Annotated in this window: 16 protein-coding genes; 10 read left to right on the top strand and 6 right to left on the bottom strand. The window is 45.6% G+C overall.

Going from position 1 to position 22,766, the window contains the following annotated elements:
• Positions 1–32: 32 nt before the first annotated feature.
• Positions 33–4,235 carry a DNA-directed RNA polymerase subunit beta' gene (gene rpoC / locus NL644_RS22870; RefSeq protein ID WP_005382514.1) on the top strand — a complete coding sequence of 1,401 codons (4,203 nt, stop codon included), beginning with the start codon at positions 33–35 and terminating at the stop codon, positions 4,233–4,235.
• A 173-nt stretch (positions 4,236–4,408) separates the two neighbouring features.
• Here the strand turns inward: rpoC and rsd are convergent, their stop codons facing one another.
• Complete coding sequence (gene rsd / locus NL644_RS22865; RefSeq protein ID WP_161444795.1) at positions 4,409–4,900, bottom strand: sigma D regulator; 492 nt, start codon at positions 4,898–4,900, stop codon at positions 4,409–4,411.
• A 177-nt stretch (positions 4,901–5,077) separates the two neighbouring features.
• On the opposite strand from rsd, the gene nudC reads away from it, so the two are divergent.
• A complete protein-coding gene (gene nudC, locus NL644_RS22860; RefSeq protein WP_006743187.1) occupies positions 5,078–5,875 on the top strand; it encodes an NAD(+) diphosphatase in 798 nt (265 codons plus the stop codon).
• Between the two features lie 246 nt (positions 5,876–6,121).
• Complete coding sequence (hemE, locus tag NL644_RS22855) at positions 6,122–7,189, top strand: uroporphyrinogen decarboxylase (protein WP_005397282.1); 1,068 nt, start codon at positions 6,122–6,124, stop codon at positions 7,187–7,189.
• A 239-nt stretch (positions 7,190–7,428) separates the two neighbouring features.
• Here the strand turns inward: hemE and NL644_RS22850 are convergent, their stop codons facing one another.
• Together NL644_RS22850 and NL644_RS22845 are read right to left on the bottom strand one after the other, a co-directional pair.
• A complete protein-coding gene (locus tag NL644_RS22850) occupies positions 7,429–8,001 on the bottom strand; it encodes a uracil-DNA glycosylase family protein (RefSeq protein ID WP_114324190.1) in 573 nt (190 codons plus the stop codon).
• A gap of 2 nt (positions 8,002–8,003) precedes the next feature.
• Positions 8,004–8,927, bottom strand: coding sequence for a D-2-hydroxyacid dehydrogenase (locus tag NL644_RS22845; protein WP_114324191.1), 924 nt, complete (start codon positions 8,925–8,927; stop codon positions 8,004–8,006).
• 66 nt (positions 8,928–8,993) lie between these two features.
• Here NL644_RS22845 and NL644_RS22840 point away from each other — a divergent pair, with 66 nt between their 5' ends.
• Positions 8,994–9,581: a YjaG family protein gene (locus NL644_RS22840; protein ID WP_065644987.1), complete on the top strand. Its 588-nt coding sequence runs from the start codon at positions 8,994–8,996 to the stop codon at positions 9,579–9,581.
• 79 nt (positions 9,582–9,660) lie between these two features.
• Here the strand turns inward: NL644_RS22840 and NL644_RS22835 are convergent, their stop codons facing one another.
• On the bottom strand, positions 9,661–10,794 hold the full coding sequence (locus NL644_RS22835; protein WP_065644986.1) for a hemolysin family protein: 1,134 nt from the start codon (positions 10,792–10,794) through the stop codon (positions 9,661–9,663).
• Between the two features lie 253 nt (positions 10,795–11,047).
• Between NL644_RS22835 and hupA the strand changes: the two genes are divergently transcribed.
• On the top strand, positions 11,048–11,320 hold the full coding sequence (gene hupA / locus NL644_RS22830; protein WP_005382524.1) for a nucleoid-associated protein HU-alpha: 273 nt from the start codon (positions 11,048–11,050) through the stop codon (positions 11,318–11,320).
• 39 nt (positions 11,321–11,359) lie between these two features.
• Entirely contained in the window at positions 11,360–12,058 is a 699-nt protein-coding gene (locus NL644_RS22825) for a DUF1481 domain-containing protein (protein ID WP_181869571.1), read from the top strand.
• A gap of 81 nt (positions 12,059–12,139) precedes the next feature.
• Here NL644_RS22825 and purD read toward each other — a convergent pair whose 3' ends face one another.
• On the bottom strand, positions 12,140–13,429 hold the full coding sequence (purD, locus tag NL644_RS22820) for a phosphoribosylamine--glycine ligase (RefSeq protein WP_046874616.1): 1,290 nt from the start codon (positions 13,427–13,429) through the stop codon (positions 12,140–12,142).
• Positions 13,430–13,583: 154 nt separating this feature from the next.
• Complete coding sequence (gene purH / locus NL644_RS22815; protein ID WP_114324193.1) at positions 13,584–15,176, bottom strand: bifunctional phosphoribosylaminoimidazolecarboxamide formyltransferase/IMP cyclohydrolase; 1,593 nt, start codon at positions 15,174–15,176, stop codon at positions 13,584–13,586.
• A 265-nt stretch (positions 15,177–15,441) separates the two neighbouring features.
• Between purH and zntR the strand changes: the two genes are divergently transcribed.
• The 4 genes from zntR to NL644_RS22795 all read left to right on the top strand — a co-directional run bounded on the left by zntR (position 15,442) and on the right by NL644_RS22795 (position 21,843).
• Positions 15,442–15,840 (top strand): Zn(2+)-responsive transcriptional regulator, encoded by a 399-nt coding sequence (gene zntR / locus NL644_RS22810; protein WP_005397290.1) that lies wholly within the window; start codon positions 15,442–15,444, stop codon positions 15,838–15,840.
• Between the two features lie 163 nt (positions 15,841–16,003).
• The gene (cadC, locus tag NL644_RS22805; protein ID WP_114324195.1) at positions 16,004–17,572 is read left to right on the top strand and encodes a lysine decarboxylation/transport transcriptional activator CadC; all 1,569 of its coding nucleotides are present in this window, start codon (positions 16,004–16,006) and stop codon (positions 17,570–17,572) included.
• A 674-nt stretch (positions 17,573–18,246) separates the two neighbouring features.
• Positions 18,247–19,590: a cadaverine/lysine antiporter gene (gene cadB, locus NL644_RS22800; protein ID WP_053808506.1), complete on the top strand. Its 1,344-nt coding sequence runs from the start codon at positions 18,247–18,249 to the stop codon at positions 19,588–19,590.
• Positions 19,591–19,707: 117 nt separating this feature from the next.
• Entirely contained in the window at positions 19,708–21,843 is a 2,136-nt protein-coding gene (locus NL644_RS22795) for a lysine decarboxylase CadA (protein ID WP_005481757.1), read from the top strand.
• Positions 21,844–22,766 lie beyond the last annotated feature (923 nt).

Raw genomic sequence — 22,766 nt, 5'->3', positions numbered from 1 at the left:
GAGCTCCTTTTAACTCCTTACAGGAGCTGATTGTGAAAGACTTATTAAACTTTCTAAAAGCACAGCATAAGACCGAAGAATTTGATGCAATCAAAATCGGTCTATCTTCACCAGACATGATCCGTTCATGGTCTTTTGGTGAAGTTAAAAAACCTGAAACGATCAACTATCGTACGTTCAAACCTGAACGCGATGGTCTGTTCTGTGCGCGTATCTTTGGTCCAGTTAAAGACTACGAATGTCTTTGTGGTAAGTACAAGCGCCTGAAGCACCGTGGTGTTATCTGTGAGAAGTGTGGTGTAGAAGTTACACAAACTAAAGTTCGTCGTGACCGTATGGGCCACATTGAACTGGCTTCACCAGTAGCTCACATCTGGTTCCTAAAATCGCTACCGTCTCGTATCGGTCTACTGATGGATATCCCTCTACGTGATATCGAACGTGTTCTTTACTTCGAAATGTACGTAGTAACAGAACCAGGTATGACTGATCTAGAAAAAGGTCAGATGCTTACGGAAGAAGAGTATCTAGATCGTCTAGAAGAGTGGGGCGACGAGTTCACTGCTAAGATGGGTGCGGAAGCTATCAAGGACCTACTAGGTTCTATGGATATGCACGCTGAAGCAGAACAAATGCGTGAAGAGTTAGAGACAACAAACTCTGAAACTAAGCGTAAGAAAGTAACTAAGCGTCTTAAGCTGGTAGAAGCGTTCATCGCATCGGGTAACAACCCAGAGTGGATGATCCTAACAGTACTTCCAGTACTTCCGCCAGATCTACGTCCTCTAGTACCTCTAGATGGCGGTCGCTTTGCGACTTCTGATCTTAACGATCTATACCGTCGTGTGATCAACCGTAACAACCGTTTGAAGCGTCTTCTAGAGCTAGCTGCTCCGGACATCATCGTACGTAACGAAAAACGTATGCTGCAAGAGTCTGTTGATGCGCTACTAGATAACGGTCGTCGTGGTCGTGCGATCACAGGTTCTAACAAGCGTCCTCTGAAATCTCTTGCTGATATGATCAAGGGTAAACAAGGTCGTTTCCGTCAGAACCTTCTAGGTAAACGTGTAGACTACTCTGGCCGTTCTGTAATCACAGTAGGTCCATACCTTCGTCTACACCAGTGTGGTCTTCCTAAGAAGATGGCACTTGAGCTATTCAAACCATTCATCTACAGCAAGCTAGAGACTCGTGGTCTTGCGACTACAATCAAAGCTGCTAAGAAGATGGTAGAGCGTGAAGAAGCGGTCGTTTGGGATATCCTAGACGAAGTAATCCGTGAACACCCAGTACTATTGAACCGTGCACCGACACTTCACCGTCTCGGTATCCAGGCGTTCGAACCAGTACTAATCGAAGGTAAAGCGATTCAGCTACACCCACTTGTATGTGCGGCGTACAACGCGGACTTCGATGGTGACCAAATGGCGGTTCACGTACCTCTAACTCTAGAGGCACAGCTTGAAGCTCGTACTCTGATGATGTCGACAAACAACATTCTGTCGCCAGCGTCAGGTGATCCGATCATCGTACCTTCTCAGGACGTTGTATTGGGTCTGTACTACATGACTCGTGAAAAGATCAACGTGAAAGGTGAAGGCATGTACCTTTCTGGCCCAGAAGAGGCTGAGAAAGCATACCGCACTAAACAAGCTGAGCTTCACGCACGCGTTAAAGTACGTATTACAGAAACTGTTGTAGACGAAGATGGCAACAGCACTACAGAAACCAAGATGGTAGACACCACTGTTGGTCGTGCAATGCTATGGCAAATCGTGCCAGCTGGTCTACCGTACAGCATCGTTAACCAAAAGCTAGGTAAGAAGCAAATCTCTAACCTACTTAACGAGGCGTACCGTAAACTAGGTCTGAAAGACACAGTAATCTTCGCTGACCAAATCATGTACACAGGTTTCGCATACGCGGCACTTTCTGGTGTATCTGTTGGTATCGACGATATGGTTGTACCAGCAGCTAAGTACACTGAAATCGCAGAAGCGGAAGAAGAAGTACGTGAAATCCAGGAACAGTACCAATCAGGTCTTGTTACTGCGGGCGAACGCTACAACAAAGTTATCGATATCTGGGCATCGACCAACGACCGTGTTGCGAAAGCAATGATGGAAAACCTTTCATCTGAAACGGTAGTTAACCGTGACGGTGAAGAGGAACAGCAAGAGTCATTCAACAGCATCTACATGATGGCGGACTCGGGCGCTCGTGGTTCTGCAGCACAGATTCGTCAGCTTGCGGGTATGCGTGGTCTGATGGCGCGTCCAGATGGTTCAATCATCGAAACACCGATCACAGCGAACTTTAAAGAAGGTCTGAACGTACTTCAGTACTTTATCTCAACGCACGGTGCTCGTAAGGGTCTTGCGGATACGGCACTGAAAACAGCGAACTCGGGTTACCTAACTCGTCGTCTAGTAGACGTTGCTCAAGACGTTGTTGTAACTGAACATGACTGTGGCACTCACGAAGGTGTCGACATGATGCCTCACATCGAGGGTGGTGATGTTAAAGTTGCACTTTCTGAGCTTGCTCTTGGTCGTGTTGTTGCTGAAGACGTACTAAAACCTGGCACTGAAGACGTTCTTATTCCACGTAACACCCTGATCGATGAGAAGTGGTGTCAAATCATGGAAGAGAACTCAGTAGACAGCATGAAAGTGCGCTCTGTAGTAACGTGTGATTCTGACTTCGGTTGTTGTGCACAATGTTACGGTCGTGACCTAGCACGTGGTCACCTAGTGAACCAAGGTGAAGCAGTGGGTGTTATTGCTGCTCAGTCTATCGGTGAGCCAGGTACACAGCTAACGATGCGTACGTTCCACATCGGTGGTGCGGCATCGACAGCTGCGGCAGAGAACAGTGTTCAAGTTAAGAACAACGGTTCTATCAAGCTACACAACGCTAAATCTGTATTGGCTGATGACGGTAAGATCGTTATCACTTCTCGTGCGACAGAGTTAACTATCGTTGATGAGTTTGGTCGTACTAAAGAGAAGCACAAACTGCCTTACGGTACGCTACTAAGCAAAGGCGATGGTGATACAGTTCAAGCTGGCGAAACAGTTGCAAACTGGGAAGCGCACACACTACCTATCATTACTGAGGTAGCAGGTCGCATCCAGTTCGTAGATATGATCGACGGCGTAACAGTATCTCGTCAAACGGATGACCTAACTGGTCTATCTTCAAGCGAAGTAACTGACCCAGCAGCTCGCCCTTCAGCAGGTAAAGATATGCGTCCAGCTATCAAACTTGTTGACGAGCAAGGTAACGATGTAATGATCCCTGGTACTGATATGCCAGCTCACTACTTCCTACCTGGTAAAGCGATTGTGAACATCGAAGATGGCGCAGCAGTAGGTGTTGGTGCAACACTAGCACGTATTCCTCAGAAGTCTGGCGGTAACAAAGATATCACCGGTGGTCTTCCACGAGTTGCTGACCTATTTGAAGCACGTAAGCCGAAAGAGCCTGCAATCCTTGCTGAGCACACAGGTACTGTGAGCTTTGGTAAAGAGACGAAAGGTAAACGTCGCCTAGTGATCACACGTGAAAGCGGTGAAGCTTACGAAGAGATGATTCCTAAGCATCGTCAGTTGAACGTATTCGAAGGTGAAAAAGTTGAACGTGGTGATGTGATCGCAGATGGTCCAGAGTCTCCACATGACATCCTACGTCTACGTGGCGTACACGCGGTGACGCAGTACATTGCTAACGAAGTACAGGAAGTTTACCGTCTACAAGGCGTTAAGATTAACGATAAGCACATTGAAACTATCGTTCGTCAGATGCTACGTAAGTGTACTATTACTCACTCTGGTGACTCTGAGTTCCTACCTGGTGAACAGATTGAGTACTCACAAGTTAAGATTGCTAACCGTAACCTAGAAGCTGAAGGCAAAGAGCCTGCACGTTTCGAACGTGAACTACTAGGTATTACTAAAGCATCTCTAGCGACTGAGTCGTTCATCTCTGCGGCATCGTTCCAGGAGACAACTCGCGTACTAACAGAAGCTGCGGTTTCTGGTAAGCGTGATGACCTACGTGGTCTGAAAGAGAACGTAATTGTTGGTCGTCTGATCCCAGCTGGTACTGGTTTCGCATACCACCAAGAGCGTCAAGCTAAACGTTCTGAAGCGCAAGATGGTCCTTCTGCTGAGCAAGCAACGGATAACCTAGCGGCACTTCTAAACGCTGGTTTCTCTTCTGAAGAGTAAGTCATATAACGAGTAATCGTTAAAAGCTCAAGAAAAAGGCACCTTCGGGTGCCTTTTTAGTTTTTTATACTACTTTGTTCTTCCGGTGGGATTTTCGATAAAGCTAGAAACAAAAAAGACCGACGATGATCGTCAGTCTTTTCTCTCACTCTATTTCTAAATGTTTGCAAATACTAAGCCCCAGGTGGCATAGACAGGCTTTCTGCGATTTGCTGTATCAGATAGTCCTCGACTTCAAAGCGAGTCTCAAGAATTTCCCCAATGAGACACATATCAGAATCGAAATCATTTAATTCATCATCTTCAGTCACTTCTGAGTACTTATCGTTAAAGTTCAATAATGGTTCAGTCGTTAGAACAATTTGACCATAGGTTTGATTGATCTCATTAGTCACGACAAAGCCGGTTGCTTTCCAACGGTCCATAACCATGTCATAAATTTTAAAGTGGCCTTCGGAGATGTAATCAACGAGGTGCTGACAGAAATCCTGCAGTTCGGAAGGAGATGGGAGTTCAATAACATTGGTTTTCGAACAAGGTTGCAGCGCTGCAAGCTTACAATATTCAACAATCAGGGATTGTCGTGTCTCTAACCAGTGATCAATGACATCACTTGAGCCACCCCACTGGTCTTGTGTTTGTTTGAATTTTTTTAGCATGACCATGCCCTCATGATCTGATCGCCTGTTGGCGAACGTATCCTTTGCAAAGCAAAGTTAGTAAAGTTATTACAAACTCTTGTCCTTACTAGAATTTAGAGTGCGAATTTACTTAACGACAAACTCTAGTATGAAATTAGATTGCCAGTAAAATGAACGAACTTCAAGCAAAGGGATGGTGTAATGTTAAGAAAAGGTGATGTTAACCGCGCGATAAATGCGTACTGGTGTGTTGTTGCAGGAAGTGAAATTTGGCTGGTGGATGGTGCTGTGCCTTTCGGGTCTGCAGAGCAGTTATCACTGCCTGAAGTGAGTGCAAGACCCATTGGTGAGTATTCAGGTTCGCCCGTCATGTGGCTTAATTTGTCTGATCTGGAGCATGATCTACCATTAGTCTCACTACGCGACTGCCTGCATTTTCCTGAGCCATTATTTATGTTGTTAAGTAAAGCGGTCCAGTATGGGCACATGACGCAAAGTCTGCGTTTTTGCCCACAGTGCGGTGGAAGAAACTTTCTTAATAATAACCAGTTAGCTATGCAGTGTGGCGAATGCCGTACTCTCCATTATCCTCGAATATTTCCATGTATTATCGTTGCTGTGCGTAAAGAGAATCAGATCTTATTGGCTCAACATCCAAGGCATCGAAATGGTATGTATACCGTCATTGCCGGTTTTCTAGAAGTTGGTGAGACATTAGAAGAGTGTGTGGCTCGAGAAATTCATGAAGAAACAGGAATTCTCGTTAAAAATATTCGTTACTTTGGCAGCCAGCCTTGGGCTTTCCCATCGAGTATGATGATGGGGTTTTTAGCTGACTATGAATCGGGAGAGTTAAGTCCAGACTACACTGAGCTGTCTGATGCACAATGGTTTGGTATTGACGAGATGCCGCCTGTTGCGCCTAAAGGAACGATTGCAAGAGCGCTTATCGAACAAACGCTACAAGATATTGATTCTAATTATCTGATAAATAGATAAAAAAAACCCTCCGAGAGGGAGGGGGTAAGTAAGATGTCGTTATGAGATGCTGAGTACGGGTACTCAGTTTATAATTGTAGTTTTCGCTAGCGAACAAATTTTTAACACTGATACCTATTGGGTGCAAATTAAGCATTGATTTAAAAGTTAATAACTTGATCCAGGTTGCAAAGCACACAGCTATTGGACTTAAATCAGTGATAGAATACCCCCTTTCAAAGAAAGCCTAACAGTTGGAATTACGGAATGACTGAATTAAAAAATGATCGTTATCTGCGTGCGCTTTTAAAAGAGCCGGTAGATTACACGCCAGTATGGATGATGCGCCAGGCAGGTCGTTACCTACCAGAATACAAAGCGACTCGTGCAGAAGCGGGTGATTTCATGTCTTTGTGTCGAAATGCAGAATTAGCATCCGAAGTGACACTTCAACCATTACGCCGTTTTCCTCTTGATGCCGCGATCTTATTCTCGGATATCTTAACGATTCCAGATGCAATGGGGCTTGGTTTACGTTTCGCTGCGGGTGAAGGACCTGTTTTTGATAACCCAATTACATGTAAAGCCGACGTGGAAAAAATTGGTTTGCCAGATCCTGAAGGTGAACTGCAATACGTAATGAACGCAGTACGCCAGATCCGTAAAGACCTGAAGGGTGAAGTGCCGCTGATTGGTTTTTCTGGTAGCCCTTGGACTCTTGCGACGTACATGATCGAAGGTGGTAGCTCTAAAGCGTTTACCAAGATCAAGAAGATGATGTACGCGGAACCACAAACTCTGCACCTACTTCTAGATAAGCTGGCAGATAGCGTTATCGAGTACTTAAACGCGCAAATTAAAGCGGGTGCGCAATCGGTAATGGTATTTGACACATGGGGTGGCGTACTAACGCCTCGTGATTACAATCTGTTCTCACTGCAATACATGCACAAGATCGTTGATGGTCTGATTCGTGAAAACGATGGTCGTCGCGTGCCAGTCACACTGTTTACTAAGAATGGCGGTATGTGGCTTGAGCAAATCGCAGCAACGGGCTGTGATGCTGTTGGTCTAGACTGGACAATCAACATTGCAGACGCGAAAGCACGTATTGGTGATAAGGTGGCGCTGCAAGGTAACATGGACCCATCAATGCTTTACGCTTCGCCAGAGCGCATCCGTGAAGAAGTAGCGGATATCCTAGAAGGATTTGGTGATACGGGGACTGGTCATGTGTTCAACCTAGGTCACGGTATCCACTTGGATGTGCCGCCAGAAAACGCAGGCGTGTTTGTGGATGCGGTACACGAGTTATCTAAGCCATACCATAAGTAAGTTAGATTTTTTGAAATCAAATGCCGGCATTCAGTGCCGGTATTTTTTTACCTAAAATTCAGTTTTTCTATCTGAGACTCAAGGCTGTACAGCTCTAGTAGTATTTGGCCTACTATGATCTAATTGCTATTTAGTCTGTACGCTTATTTTTTAATTTTATTATAAACAATAGCTTAGCGGTTTGTGTTTGTGTGCTCATTTTCTTGTACAGATAAAAAAGCAATTAGATCATGGGTGACCTAAAGCATCGAGTGAACGCGTTTTTTAAGGTATGGCACGACTTCAGATTCAAACCAAGGATTCTTCTTTAACCACAATGTATTGCGTGGAGATGGGTGAGGGAGCGGGATAAAGTCCGGCTCCCAATCTTGCCATTGCTGAACGGTTTGCGTGAGCGTTTTGGGCTTATTGGTCAGGTAGTACTGTTGTGAATACTGACCAATCAGTAGAGTCAGCTCTATATTGGGCAGCTGCTCAAGAATCTTTTTATGCCAAGTGGGCGCACATTCTTTGCGAGGCGGTAAATCACCAGAGTTCCCTTTGCCTGGGTAACAGAATCCCATTGGGACAATGGCAATTTTATTTGGGTCGTAGAAAACGTCTTTGTCGATATCGAGCCATTGGCGTAATCGATCACCACTTGGGTCATTCCAAGGTATCGAGGTTTTGTGTACACGTGTGCCAGGGGCCTGACCGATGATTAGGATGCGTGCCCCTTTTGCTGCTTGTACGACAGGGTTTGCGCCCAAAGGTAAATTATCCGCGCAGATCTGGCAGGCCCTCACTTGCTGCAATATCTCGTCTAACGACATTCTTAGTAACCCTTTTCGAAATCCACTTGATAATTTAATGAAAACCCATCGCGCCAGCGTAGATAGTTGTCAGCAAAAATCTCGATGACTTGCTCGGGAAAACTCAGTGCAGCAATGTGTGGAGTGATGGTGACTTGCGGTAGCTTCCAGAACGGATGCTCTACCGATAACGGTTCTTGCTCAAATACATCTAAGAAGGCGTGTTCTACCCAACGGTTTTTCAGAGCGAAGAGCAACCCAGCCTCATCCAGTACGTCGCCACGACCCACGTTGAATAATAACGCCTTGTTTAGATGGCTGAGTGTTTGACGATTGAGTAACTGTCGCGTCTCTGGTGTACTTGGTAGGGTATTCACAACAATGTCGGCTTGTTCAAATGCCTTACTTAGTTCACTGATATGAAAGGTCTGATGAAACTCACCACCTGAGGTCGGAATACCTGTGCGGTTCATACCGATAGTTTTTATCCCCATTGCTTTAGCGGCATTGCCCAAATAACACCCAATGCTACCAGTACCGAGAATCACCATGGTTTTACTTTGTAATGATGTATAGAGGTGAGGCTGCCATTGTTTGTTTTGTTGCTGCTGGTGGTATCGGGCAAAGTGGCGGTAATGGGCAATACTGTAACCCAGCACATATTCGGCAATCAGTGGACCAAAGATGCCTCGAACGTTAGTTAGAGTATAGTCCTGACGAAGGCTAGGGGATGTTAAGGCGTTGACACCAGCAAACGTGGATTGCACCCATTCAAGCTGTGAAAATTCGTCTAAGCTTTGTGATAGTAAGGGCGGGTCCGCTAGTACGATCTGAGCGGCTTCTGGTTCGTCGGTGAGGCAAAGATCGGGCAGATTTTTCTCTGCCAGTAACGTTTTGTAGGTGTCGCGATGCTCTGAGAGCAGGAAAATCTGATTTGAATGCGGCATTAACTTTTTTCCCTGTGATGAATCAAGTACACTTTCGCTGTTTTTTTCTTCAATGATTGAGTGACTATGCTTAAGAATCCTCTTCAGGTTCGTTTAGAAAAACTAGAACCTTGGCAACAAATTACCTTTATGGCGTGTCTGTGTGAACGCATGTATCCAAACTATGCGATGTTTTGTGAGAATACAGAATTTGCTGACCCGCGTGCGTACCGAGCGATTCTTGATAGTGTATGGGAAATTTTGACAGTTAAGAACGCGAAAATTAACTTCGAACGTCAATTAGAGAAGTTAGAAGAGTTGTTCCCAAGTGCGGATGAGTTCGATTTTTACGGGGTTTACCCAGCGATGGACGCGTGTCAGGGTTTGTCTACGTTACTGCATGGCCTATTGGATCGCGACTACCTTTTCGATTCAATGCTTAAAGTGAGCCAACAGTCGGTACAAACCGTTGCTGATCTAGAGCAAGCGCAAGGTGAAGAGCCAATCACCAACGACAATCAGAAAGAAAATGAAGCCGTATGTGAAGAATGGGACGTGCAGTGGGCTATTTTCCGTCCACTACGTGAAGCGGTAGAGCGTGACATCAGCTTGATTAAAGATTTACGTGAAGAGTTACGTGAAGAAGGCGTGAGCAACATCGGCATCGCACTTTAATCGTTGAGTAGATAGAAAAAGGCATCCCAAATGGATGCCTTTTTGTTTGCGGCGTTTGAGCGGTTATGCCCAATGCTGATTACGATTCTTTAGAGTCTGGTTTTGTCGCTTCTTGAGTTTCTGGCTCCTTGTGATGCTTCTCCAGTTCTTCCTCTTCTTCATCGTCATCGCGGCTTTCGATTACGCCGTGCATCTCTTTCCAACTTTCCCAACGTTGGTAAGCCAGCTCTTGCATGTCGGTACTTTTATCCGCTTCATCGATGATTTCTTCACCCACGAGGTGTTCAAAAATATCCTCCAACGTCACCAAGCCTTGCACAGTACCGTATTCGTCAACGACAAGGGCTAGCTGTAGGCGATGAGTCATCATTTGGTCAAACACTTTCGGTAAAGTCGTGTTGTTTAGCACCACTTGAATCGGGCGCATGATTGCTCCCAGTTGTTTCTGTCCACAACCTGATTGTTGGAGTTTGAACAACTCAAGGCGGTGCACAAAACCAATGATGTTGTCTTTCTGCTCGCTATAAACCAATGGGCGTGAGAAAGGCGTATCCTTGTGTTTTTCTAGGAACTCATTGATGGTCATCGTGGCATCGATACGGAATACCACAGGACGTGGCGTCATAACCTGCGTTACGGGTACATCTTGGATGCCAAGCAAGTTGCTTAAGATTTTTGATTCACCCTCGGCAAATTCACCGCTTTCACGTGCCAAAATCGCCATTGCAGACAGTTCATCACGCATTTTCGGAGCTTCGTGGTTACGAGCAAGACGCTTGGTGATTTGCTCTGAAAACCATACGAATGGCGTTAGCGCCCATACCATCCAACGTAATGCGACTGCCGCGGTTGGCGCCAATTGGCGCCAGTAAGTTGCGCCAATTGTTTTCGGTACGATTTCTGAAAGCACCAAGATCGCCAGTGTGAGCACTGCCGAAAAGATACCTAACGCTTCGCTACCAAATACAACCGCAGCTTGTGCACCAGCAGTGGCCGCGCCGATGGTATGAGCGATGGTGTTTAGAGTCAGAATGGATGCCAATGGTCGGTCGATATCTGATTTTAGCTTAGCCAGTTGCCCAGCTGCGGGATGCCCCTGTTGATTGAGCTGCGCAATGTAGCTCGGACTGATACTCAGCAGTACCGCCTCCAGCACCGAACAGATAAACGAAATGCCGATTGCAATAGAGATATAAATGGATAACAGCAGCATAGTTGCCCTTGAATGTAGTTTGATAATGGTTATTTGCAGCTATTATAACCGCAAAAGTGCCTTATAAATTGGTCCAAATACCTTGGAAAGCAAGGGTTTTCAGGGGGTATGTGGTAACAAATTGTGAGTTATTACTCATATTATGGCTAAAAGTACGTCAGAAAATCGAAAGATCGCTTACAAACCTTTGCCAGATGGGGCATTTATGTTTTAGAGTGAGACGAATTCGATAACCTATGAGAAGGGAAACCTAATGAACAAGACCCAATTAATCGACTTTATCGCAGAGAAAGCAGACCTATCAAAAGCACAAGCAAAAGCTGCTCTTGAAGCGACTCTTGATGGTGTAACTGGTGCACTTAAAGAGGGTGACCAAGTTCAACTAATTGGTTTTGGTACATTCAAAGTAAACCACCGCGCTGCACGTACTGGTCGTAACCCTAAGACTGGTGACGAGATTCAAATCGCAGCAGCTAACGTACCTGCATTCGTAGCAGGTAAAGCGCTGAAAGAATCAGTAAACTAAGTTAGAATGCACCGAGGTATCCTGCCTCGGTGCAACTTCATGAAAAAACATCTACTCGCTTCACTTCTCTTATCTAGCTTTACCCTTTTTGGCTGTTCGTCGGTTGAAACTCCTAATTTAGAACAATTCACTCACTTCTCTGGCGGCAAAGTTGCTGGAGACGCAAGTAGCTTGTACTGGATGACCGAGAAACTCACTCGCGTGAGTACGGCTGCTGATTACGTAACGATGGGGGATAATGGCTGGTTTCAAAGTGACTACCGTTGGGATGAAGGTGAGCTTCGAGAGTTGATTCGAAAAGGTGAGCAAGTTGATACCAAGCAAGAGTTGGTGCCTTTTCAAATCCACATCCGTTTTAATAAAGATGGCGAAGCGGTTTACCAACAATATCGCGTTAATCGTAAAGTCTTACCACTTCAGCATGAACAATTAGAACGTTACAAGACAGAAGCGAATGATGTAGTGGCGTCGGTTAAGGCGCAGTCTCGTAACAGTCAGAGCCTCATTCAAGGTTATTGGAATGGCCAATCGTTTGAAACCTGCAAAGGTAAAGCGTTCTCGACACTCGAGTTTAATCAGACGTTGCCAAAATTTATTATCGAGCGTCTTTCATCTGTAGACAGTTACGTGGCTTTTGTCGGCAAGCAGTCACGAAATAAAGCAATGGTTGATGAACTGTTGATGCTCAATGATGATGACTTTGATTGTGTACCACGACCAGCATTACTCGCTGAGTAAGCTTGGTGAGACTTACTTGCTGACAGAGTAATAAAAAAGGCGCTGAATGCGCCTTTTGTTTTTAGCCAACTTAAGTTGTTTTTATTTTTCTTGCTCACGTGCAATCGCACGGTAGCCGATGTCACTGCGATGGAACATGCCGTCCCAACTGATCTGTTTTGCAAGCTCGTAAGCGCGTTGCTGCGCTTCTGATACGCTGTTGCCCAACGCAGTTGCACACAATACGCGACCACCATTTGTTACGATGTTGCCATCTTTATTGTCTGTACCCGCGTGGAAGACTTTCTCGCCTTCAATTTCAACTTGTGGCAGACCAGAGATCACATCGCCTTTGTTGTACGCTGCTGGGTAACCACCGGCTGCGAGTACGATACCAATCGACGCACGTGGATCCCATTTTGATTCAACTTGATCCAGTTTTTGGTCAATCGCAGCCAAGCAAAGATCAACCAGATCCGATTCCATACGCATCATGATTGGTTGTGTCTCTGGATCACCGAAGCGGCAGTTGTACTCGATCACTTTAGGCGTACCATCTTTGTCGATCATCAGACCCGCGTATAGGAAACCTGTGTATGGGTTACCTTCAGACGCCATGCCACGTACCGTTGGGTAAATGACTTCTTCCATGATGCGGTTGTGAATTTCTGGTGTTACCACAGGAGCTGGCGAGTACGCGCCCATGCCACCAGTGTTAGGACCTGTATCTTTGTCACCTACGCGTTTGTGATCTTGGCTGGTGGCCATTGGCAGAACGTTCTCACCATCCACCATCACGATGAAGCTTGCTTCTTCGCCATCTAGGAACTCTTCGATAACCACGCGGCTGCCTGCGTCACCAAATGCGTTGCCTGCTAGCATGTCTTTGATTGCGTCTTCGGCTTCTTCTAGCGTCATTGCCACAATCACGCCTTTACCAGCCGCAAGGCCGTCGGCTTTCACCACAATCGGCGCACCTTGCTCACGCACGTAAGCAAGCGCTGGTTCAATTTCTGTGAAGTTTGCGTATGCACCGGTTGGGATTTGGTGACGAGCAAGGAAGTCTTTAGTAAACGCTTTGGAGCCTTCAAGCTGCGCTGCGGCTTGGGTAGGGCCAAAGATTGGTAAGCCCGCTTCGCGGAACGCATCAACCACACCAATAACCAATGGTGCTTCTGGGCCAACGATAGTCAGTTCAATCGCCTTTTCTTTGGCGAAAGCAACAAGGCCAGCGATGTCTTCTACATCGATGTTTACGTTCTCTAGTTTTGGCTCTAGTGCCGTACCTGCGTTGCCTGGAGCAATGAAAATAGTCTCAACATTTGGGTTTTGCGCTGCTTTCCAGCCTAGCGCATGTTCACGACCGCCTGAACCAATGATTAAAACTCGCATATGAAAATCCTTAATCTTATAAATACTGTTTACTCAAAGTATTTGATGATGTGGCTAGGCAACAATTGAGCCCATCCCGGAAACATAGCCAGCTACGTAACCGGGGTGGCCGAAAGCAGTTAACAATGCCACAGTGCCAAATACGATGAGGAAATTAGTGGCGGAAGTGACGCATACCCGTGAAGATCATCGCCATGCCGTGCTCATCTGCTGCTGCGATAACTTCGTCGTCACGCATAGAGCCACCTGGCTGAATTACGCACTTAATGCCGGCTTCTGCTGCGGCATCGATACCGTCGCGGAATGGGAAGAAAGCGTCAGATGCCATTACGCTACCGGCAACTTCTAAGCCTTCATCTGCGGCTTTGATGCCGGCAATTTTCGCTGAGTAAACGCGGCTCATTTGGCCAGCGCCTACACCGATAGTCATGTCGCCTTTCGCGTAAACGATCGCGTTAGATTTCACGTATTTCGCTACTTTCCAGCAGAATAGGGCGTCTTTTAGCTCTTCTTCTGTCGGCTGACGTTTAGACACGACTTTAAGATCGTCTAGGCTCACCATGCCTTGGTCACGGTCTTGAACCAGTAGACCGCCATTCACGCGTTTCACGTCAAAGCCAGTTGTCTTAGTTGTCCATTCGCCACACTCAAGTAGACGCACGTTCTTCTTCGCTGCAACCACTTCAATCGCTTCAGCAGAAACAGAAGGTGCGATGATCACTTCAACGAATTGACGCTCAACAATAGCGGCTGCTGTTTCAGCATCTAGCTCTTGGTTGAATGCAATGATGCCGCCGAATGCAGATGTTGGGTCAGTTTGGTAAGCGCGGTTGTACGCTTCTAGAATGTCCTTACCTAGAGCTACACCACATGGGTTCGCGTGTTTTACGATCACACATGCAGGCTCGTTGAACTCTTTCACACACTCAAGCGCTGCATCAGTGTCTGCGATGTTGTTGTAAGAAAGGGCTTTACCTTGGATTTGGCGAGCAGTAGAAACGGATGCTTCTTGTGGGTTTGCTTCAACGTAGAATGCGGCTGCTTGGTGGCTGTTCTCACCGTAGCGCATGTCCTGCTTCTTCTCGAATTGCTGGTTGAAAGTACGTGGGAATTTAGACTCTTCATCACCTTCTTTGTTCTCACCGTAAGATGGAACCATAGTGCCAAAGTAGTTTGCGATCATGCCATCGTAAGATGCTGTGTGCTCGAATGCTGCGATAGCTAGGTCGAAACGAGTTTCTAGTGTTAGAGACTTCTCGTTCGCGTCCATTTCAGCGATAACGCGGTTGTAGTCGTGAGCGTTCACCACGATAGTTACGTCTTTGTGGTTTTTCGCTGCAGAGCGAACCATCGTTGGGCCGCCGATATCGATGTTTTCAACCGCGTCAGCTAGTGTACAGCCTTCTTTTGCAACGGTTTCTGCGAATGGGTATAGGTTAACAACGACCATGTCGATTGGATTGATGCCATGTTTTGCCATCACGTCGTCATCTTGACCACGACGACCAAGCACACCACCGTGAACTTTCGGGTGAAGCGTTTTAACGCGGCCGTCCATCATTTCTGGGAAACCTGTGTAGTCAGAGACTTCTGTTACTGCGATGCCTTGTTCGGCAAGTAGGCGTGCTGTACCACCAGTAGATAGGATATCGACACCGCGCTCAGCAAGAGCTTGTGCAAACTCAACAATACCTGTTTTGTCTGATACGCTGATAAGCGCACGGCGAATAGGACGAGCGTTATTCATGCTTCCATTTTCCTCAAATTCACGGAGTTAAAGATGTTTGCCAAAAATGAACTTGTTTTTACCTCTTGGGGTAAAATATTGGCCAGTTTTGGTAAAGACCTTTGCCGGATGTTTTCTGGTTAGAAAATAGTCTCCACATTTGATGGCGCGTATTCTAACCAATTTATTACAAAAAAGCTCGCGCAATCGTTTGGCATCTCAAAAATAATTGTGAAAAAGAGGTTCTTTAGCTTTAAAAGTAACGAGATAGTTAATAGGGAAAGTTATGTTTCAGATAGGTGAACTGGCAAAACGTTGTGGTGTGACGGCAGATACGCTGCGTTTTTATGAGAAAAACGCGCTGATAAAGCCCGCAGGTCGAAGTGAATCAGGTTATCGTCTCTACAATGAAGAGAATCAAAAGCAGGTACACTTCATCCTTAAAGGTAAAGAGCTGGGCCTGAGCCTGGATGAGATTAAAGAGCTACTAGAAATCAAACTAGAAGCGACAGAACACAGCTGTGCAGAGGTTAAAGCTATTACTTCTGCTAAGTTAGAGCTGATTGATGGAAAAATTAACGAGCTAACGAAAATTCGCCGAGCTTTGAAGAAGATTAATGATGCTTGCTGTGGTCATACGGACGATGATGCTACTCATTGTTCTATCCTTGCAGCACTTGAGTAGTCTCATTTCTGCATCACTTAACTTAAGTTTGCATTTTTGGCGGCTTGCTTTTCTAGGTGCGCGCCGTTTTCCCACCTATAATCTCGCCTTTAGTTACCTGTAGGAATTGACCATTGTTTGATTCCTGCCGTAGCGCTGTCTGTAGATACGAGAGTTTTCATACATGGTTGGAGTCTATTTTCAAATCAATGACTGGGTTTTAAGCGTTGATGAAAATAAGCTGTATCGACAAGATAGGGAAGTTACTGTTGAGCCACGCTTAATTAATCTTCTGCATTTCCTAGCGGAGCATGCGAATGAGGTGTTCAATCGTGAGGAATTGATCCAATACGTTTGGGCAGGGGCGATTGTGACCGATCAAGTGGTGACTCAGTCCATTTTTGAGTTACGTAAATTACTGCGTGACGGTCGGGAAGAAAATACCAGCTACGTCATTACAGTGCCGAAACGTGGTTACAAGCTGGTGGCGAATGTGACCCCAATGACACTCGAGGAATTCCTCGCAAGTCGTCATTGTGATTCAGAAACTCTTCCTCCTATTGTTGAAGAATCAGAAGAAGATACTCTACCTATCGCACCTGCCGTCACCTTTCCTGCTGGCCCTCTGACTCGCGCGGTCTGTGAGATGTCTAAAGAGAAAAAGGCCCCTCCGAAAAAAAATAAAATCAGTCCGTGGCGCCTGGGGATCATGAACTTCATCTGGATCAGTGTTTTGGTTGTGGTGATGGGTGTGTTTACCTACAAGCAATCGGAAGTGCGTATTACTCAAGCCATCGATACTCACCTTATCGAATTCAAGTTTCAAGATAACTTCACGAGCGAAGGGTTAAGCTACGACTTGGCAGACGGGTTTGCCCAAAAGTTGATGTCCGACATTGCTCAAGTGAGCGATTACCGAGTCATGCTAAAGAAGACGTCGTTTACCTCGGGTATTGTGCCAGGCAAATCGGTTGTGGTGCGGGTTCGTGAAAATGAGGGTGGCAGCTTTTTAGAGGTGGAATATCGGAATAACTCATCTGAAAAGGTGTTGTTTAGTCGTCAATACGCGTTAACCAGCAGCCATTTAAAGACAGTGCTTCAACAAGCGTCGTTAGACTTGATGCAAGTTCTGAAAGTGCCGGATGCCAAGCTGAAATCCACGATGTTGGTGGCGGGAATGCCAATTAACCCAGATGCTTTGGAGCTGTTTGTTCAAGCTAACCATTATCTCAATGTCTCGGATGCCAAGCAGTTTCGCCAAGGCGTCAACTTGCTGGAAAACATTTTAGAAATTGAGCCAGATAATGCTTACGTTCAGGCAGAGTTATTGATTGCTTACCACGTGCAGAAGGTGCTCGACTTTTCACAGGAGTTGAAGAAAGGGCGAGTGCAGCAGTTGAGTGACGCACTAGAAACTAACGTAAAAATGATGGTTGGGCCAATTCAACCGCGAATTTATGAAGCTTTAGCCCTGCACGAAACCATTATTGGTGACATGGCTTCAGCCAAGCAGCATCTTGGGCAGGCTTTGAGGTTACGTGATTCGGTGCTGTCTTATGTGATTCGTGGTAAGCACGCTGAATTGGATGGTGATCTGGATTTGGCCAGTGAGTCTTACAGCGAAGCTTTCTATATTGATACGTCGGTTGAGACGTACCTGCTGTGCGAAAACTTGGTCTTCCCAAGTAACATGAAGGCGATTGATTACGCCATGTATCGCGCTGTTCACCCTTCTGTCGTTCGAATGCTTTAATTCTCTCGCACTCAACGTCAGTCAAATACTAGCCCCTCATTTCGGTGAGGGGCTTTTTTGTAGCTGTCGAAAAGTGAAAAGGGTGGGCGGTGGGGTAATGACTTACGAAGGAGCCAGTAACGCAAGCTTGCAACGGGAAGACATATCCGGTTTTCTTCTCTATCTCTATCTCTATCTCTATCTCTATCTCTATCTCTATTGATTGTATGGGGTGTCTGGCTGGGTTATTTGGCGAGAATGATTCTGATGCTTTCTTGCAGGCGAGATGAATATTGATGTGGGTCAAAAAGCGCGATCAGGGAGAGGTTTATGGAATCAACAGGTTCAGGGAATCAACCCTTCGGGACGGGGAAGTTGATTGAGGTTGATAATTTTTATCGCGATTACCAACGAGTTGATGAAAGTTTATCTATCGGTAGAAGGTTTGATGTTTTCATTATAACTATATGAATAATATAGTTTTATGTTTTTGTGTTCATCATGTTTATCTCAACTTGATGTTGATGAACTAATCATTTTATTGATAACGCCAAGTTTATTTTTTTCCCAGTTTTTGGGCGTAGTCTTCACTTCGAAATTTAGCGAGGTCGAGCAGGTATCTACTTCATAGCATCTCGCTAATAACCGTTCAGTTTGAGTCACGTTGACTTGAGTAGAATAGATTTGGAGATGTTATGTCATCGAATACGAAAAAAATCGGCCTAATTGCCTGTACGGGTGTAGTCGCCGGTAACATGATGGGTAGTGGTATTGCACTGTTACCTTCTAGCCTAGCTTCAGTAGGCTCTGTTTCAATTTTCAGCTGGCTGATCTGTTTGATCGGTGCACTGAGCCTTGCGTTTGTTTACGCTCGTCTGGCAACCAAAAACCCTCAAGAAGGTGGTCCTATCGCTTATGCGGGCGAAGTTTCCCCAGTCTTTGGTTTCCAAACGGGCGTGCTGTATTACCACGCGAACTGGATTGGTAACCTAGCTATTGCTATTACAGGTGTTTCTTACCTTTCAGTATTCTTCCCTGTGCTTAATGACCCAATCCCAGCAGGTATTGCGACGATTGCATCGGTATGGATCTTCACTTTCGTCAACCTACTTGGTGGTAGCTGGGTAAGCCGTCTATGTACGCTTGGTCTTGTTCTAATCCTCATTCCTGTTGTTGGTACAGCGGCGTTTGGTTGGACGCACTTCGACACTGCGCTATACAGCCAAAACTGGAACGTATCTGCGGGTACGGATAGCCATGCGATTGTGACTGCGGTTCTTATCTGTCTATGGTCATTCGTTGGTGTGGAATCAGCAGCAGTATCGACAGGTATGGTAGAAAACCCTAAACGTACTGTACCGCTAGCAACCATGCTGGGTACTGGTATCGCAGGTGTGATTTATATCCTATCAACTCAAATGATCAGCGGCATGTTCCCTGCTTCTGAAGTTGCGGCATCAGGTGCGCCATTTGCATTGGCAACCACTGAGCTATTCGGTAGCTGGACAGCACCATTCGTATCAGCATTCACAGCACTAGCATGTTTCACTTCGCTAGGTTCTTGGATGATGCTGGTGGGCGAGGCTGGTAAACGTGCAGCAAGCGATGGCAACTTCCCTAAAATCTACGGCGAAACTGACAAAAACGGTGTGCCTAAGAAAGGTCTAATCCTTGCGTCAATCAAGATGACAGCATTAATGGTTGTACTGATGTTCTTCAGCTCTAAAACAGCACACGCATCAGACCTGTTCAACCAGCTAACGACTGATGCAGTTCTACTAACTATGCTGCCTTACTTCTACTCAAGCATTAACTTGATTCGCTTCGAAGGTATGACAACACGCAACGGCTTCGTAATGCTGTTCTCTGGTGTGGCTTGTCTGTTCTGCTTCATCGCACTAGCAGGTGCAGAGGGCGGTACGCTAACAGCAACCTTCATCGTGTCTCTCGTTATCTTGATGTTCTACAGCAAAAAAGCAGGTCTTGCTCAGTACGTGAAAATGCACGCTGACGACATGCCTGCCCAAGCAAGCAACTAATCCCCAAAACGCTGGCACTACGGTGCCAGCCCATAAAACCCAAATTCACGCGGCGCTCACCTTACTCATTGCCTGTAAATGGCAAAGAGCGCCCTCATTCGCCTTGGAGATGTCCAAATGAATATATTCGCTATCTTGAACCACATGGGTGTGTTCTTTAAAGAAGAGCCAGTTCGTCAACTTCACGCTGCTCTTGAGAAAGCGGGCTACGAAGTGGTTTACCCAGTAGATGATAAAGACTTGATCAAAATGATTGAGATGAACCCACGCATTTGCGGTGTGCTGTTCGACTGGGATAAATACTCACTAGAGCTATGTGAACGTATCAGTCAAATCAACGAAAAACTGCCTGTTCACGCATTTGCTAACGAACAGTCTACTCTAGACATTTCACTAACAGACCTACGTCTAAACGTGAGCTTCTTCGAGTACGCTTTAGGTATGGCTGACGACATCGCTATCAAAATCAACCAAGCGACTGAGGCATACAAAGATGCCATCATGCCTCCATTCACTAAAGCGCTATTCAAATACGTAGAAGAAGGTAAATACACCTTCTGTACTCCAGGTCACATGGGTGGTACTGCATTCCAGAAAAGCCCTGCTGGTAGTATCTTCTACGATTTTTACGGTCCAAACACATTCAAAGCGGACGTATCAATCTCAATGCCTGAGCTAGGTTCTCTACTAGACCACTCAGGTCCACATAAAGATGCAGAAGAATACATCGCACGTACCTTCAATGCAGACAGCTCGTACATCGTAACTAACGGTACGTCTACATCGAACAAAATCGTGGGTATGTACTCAGCGCCTGCGGGCAGCACAGTACTGATTGACCGTAACTGTCACAAATCTCTGACTCACCTAATGATGATGAGCGACGTGACACCAATCTACTTCCGTCCAACTCGTAACGCATACGGCATCCTTGGTGGTATTCCACAAAGCGAATTCAGCCGTGATGTCATTGCAGAGAAAGTGGCGAAAACACCAGGTGCAACAGCGCCAAGTTACGCAGTAGTGACTAACTCAACTTACGATGGTCTGTTGTACAACACACAATTCATCAAAGAGTCGCTAGACTGTAAACACATCCACTTCGACAGTGCTTGGGTGCCTTACACTAACTTCAACCCAATTTACGAAGGTAAATGTGGTATGAGTGGTGAAGCGATGCCAGGCAAAGTGTTCTACGAGACACAATCAACACACAAACTGTTGGCAGCGTTCTCACAAGCTTCAATGATTCACGTGAAAGGTGACTTTGATAAAGAGTCTTTCAACGAAGCATTCATGATGCACACTTCAACTTCACCTCAGTACGGCATTGTGGCTTCTACTGAAACTGCAGCGGCAATGATGCGCGGCAACACAGGTAAGAAGTTGATGCAAGACTCTATCGATCGCGCAATTCGCTTCCGTAAAGAGATCAAACGCCTAGAAGCAGAAAGTGACAGCTGGTTCTTCGATGTATGGCAACCAGAAAACATCGATACCACAGAGTGTTGGAAACTAGATCCTAGCGACACATGGCACGGCTTCAAGAACATGGATGACAACCACATGTATCTTGATCCAATCAAAGTAACGCTACTAACTCCGGGGATGAATAAAGAAGGCGAACTAGAAGAATCAGGTATTCCTGCTTCGCTGGTGGCTAAATTCCTAGACGAGCGCGGCATCGTGGTTGAGAAAACAGGCCCATACAACTTGTTGTTCCTATTCTCAATCGGTATCGACAAATCAAAAGCAATGCAATTGCTACGCGGTCTAACTGAATTTAAACGTGGCTACGACTTGAACCTAACCATCAAGAGCTTCCTTCCTTCGCTATATAACGAAGACCCAAGCTTCTATGAAGGCATGCGCGTTCAAGAACTAGCACAAGCAATTCACGACCTAACTAAGAAATACAACCTACCAGAGCTAATGTACAAAGCGTTCGATGTACTTCCAGAAATGAAAGTAACACCACACGCAGCATGGCAAGAAGAGCTTCGCGGTAACGTAGAAGAAATCAAACTGGAAGAAATGGTTGGTCGCGTAAGTGCGAACATGATCCTTCCTTACCCTCCAGGTGTGCCACTAGTACTTCCTGGTGAAATGGTGACTCAAGAGTCTCGTCCTGTGCTGGACTTCCTAGAGATGCTTTGTGAGATCGGTGCGCATTACCCAGGTTTCGAAACCGACATCCACGGTCTGTACCAACAAAAAGATGGTAGCTACACCGTAAAAGTATTGAAGAACTAAGTTCCTCTCTAAGATGACGCCATTGAGAATGCAAGCATGCTCCACTCTTACTAGCTCAATGTGTCATCGAACAATAACGACATTTAGATATACCCCCTAACTAATCTGTCGTAAAGAGAAGGGCAAGGATGCTCTGATCTTTTCTTCTATATATAGAAGAAGCACTTTTCCAAGACTTCACCTGAAGTATCCCAAGTAAAAAGCAAAGACCAAAGAGCAGTTCGTTATCGTTCTGCTCTTTTTTTATCTTTTATACAGCAGGCAGAAAAGAAAAAGCGCGCTGAGTGAATATCATTTGCTTCAATTACATCAAATTTGAAGATCGTAATTCAGGTAGAAACGCCCTTTTTCTTGAGGAAAGATCCTTTTAAATGAGAGAAAATAGCCAAGATCGCTTGGTATACACACAAAGTGATTGCTATTTGTTCGGTTGAAAGTTTTTTTGCAAAAAACGCTTGTACTAATTTCTCAACTCCCTATACTGCGCATCCACCGACACGGAGTGAGACGAAAGTCACACAGCGAGTCGGAAGTGAGAGAAAAAGAAATTTGAAAAAATGCTTGACTCTCTCACGGTGCGGAGTAAGATACGCACCCCTAACGACGAGCAACTAAGTTGCTGGATAAGTTAGAAAAGCTCTTTAAAAATATAAACCTATCAATCTGTGTGGGCACTCGTTGATGATAATCCAATTAGAAGCTTCGGCTTCAAATTAGGTTTCAATGAAACGAAGTGGCCATTCGAATTGGGAAGCAGCCTTGAGCTGTTTTGTTTTACTTTTCTAAAGTGAAAACCAATAAGAGCACAGTCAATTCAAACATTACTTTATGTAATGTTCAGTATTCATTGAGCCGAACAAAATCTTAAATTGAAGAGTTTGATCATGGCTCAGATTGAACGCTGGCGGCAGGCCTAACACATG

This window comes from Vibrio sp. Y10_XG_PY6 (assembly GCF_024181795.1).
GTDB lineage: Bacteria > Pseudomonadota > Gammaproteobacteria > Enterobacterales > Vibrionaceae > Vibrio > Vibrio diabolicus.
The sequence above is the reverse complement of the archived record's forward strand: the minus strand, read 5'-3'. Positions and strand labels throughout refer to the sequence as shown.

Excerpts from the sequence above, each read along its gene's own strand:
- NL644_RS22850 (WP_114324190.1), bottom strand. The coding sequence starts at position 8,001 with ATGTCGTTAGACGAGATATTGCAGCAAGTGAGGGCCTGCCAGATCTGC.
- hemE (WP_005397282.1), top strand. The coding sequence starts at position 6,122 with ATGACTGAATTAAAAAATGATCGTTATCTGCGTGCGCTTTTAAAAGAG.
- NL644_RS22835 (WP_065644986.1), bottom strand. The coding sequence starts at position 10,794 with ATGCTGCTGTTATCCATTTATATCTCTATTGCAATCGGCATTTCGTTT.
- purD (WP_046874616.1), bottom strand. The coding sequence starts at position 13,429 with ATGCGAGTTTTAATCATTGGTTCAGGCGGTCGTGAACATGCGCTAGGC.
- rsd (WP_161444795.1), bottom strand. The coding sequence starts at position 4,900 with ATGGTCATGCTAAAAAAATTCAAACAAACACAAGACCAGTGGGGTGGC.
- zntR (WP_005397290.1), top strand. The coding sequence starts at position 15,442 with ATGTTTCAGATAGGTGAACTGGCAAAACGTTGTGGTGTGACGGCAGAT.
- NL644_RS22840 (WP_065644987.1), top strand. The coding sequence starts at position 8,994 with ATGCTTAAGAATCCTCTTCAGGTTCGTTTAGAAAAACTAGAACCTTGG.
- nudC (WP_006743187.1), top strand. The coding sequence starts at position 5,078 with ATGTTAAGAAAAGGTGATGTTAACCGCGCGATAAATGCGTACTGGTGT.
- cadC (WP_114324195.1), top strand. The coding sequence starts at position 16,004 with ATGGTTGGAGTCTATTTTCAAATCAATGACTGGGTTTTAAGCGTTGAT.
- hupA (WP_005382524.1), top strand. The coding sequence starts at position 11,048 with ATGAACAAGACCCAATTAATCGACTTTATCGCAGAGAAAGCAGACCTA.
- NL644_RS22845 (WP_114324191.1), bottom strand. The coding sequence starts at position 8,927 with ATGCCGCATTCAAATCAGATTTTCCTGCTCTCAGAGCATCGCGACACC.
- NL644_RS22795 (WP_005481757.1), top strand. The coding sequence starts at position 19,708 with ATGAATATATTCGCTATCTTGAACCACATGGGTGTGTTCTTTAAAGAA.
- cadB (WP_053808506.1), top strand. The coding sequence starts at position 18,247 with ATGTCATCGAATACGAAAAAAATCGGCCTAATTGCCTGTACGGGTGTA.
- NL644_RS22825 (WP_181869571.1), top strand. The coding sequence starts at position 11,360 with ATGAAAAAACATCTACTCGCTTCACTTCTCTTATCTAGCTTTACCCTT.
- purH (WP_114324193.1), bottom strand. The coding sequence starts at position 15,176 with ATGAATAACGCTCGTCCTATTCGCCGTGCGCTTATCAGCGTATCAGAC.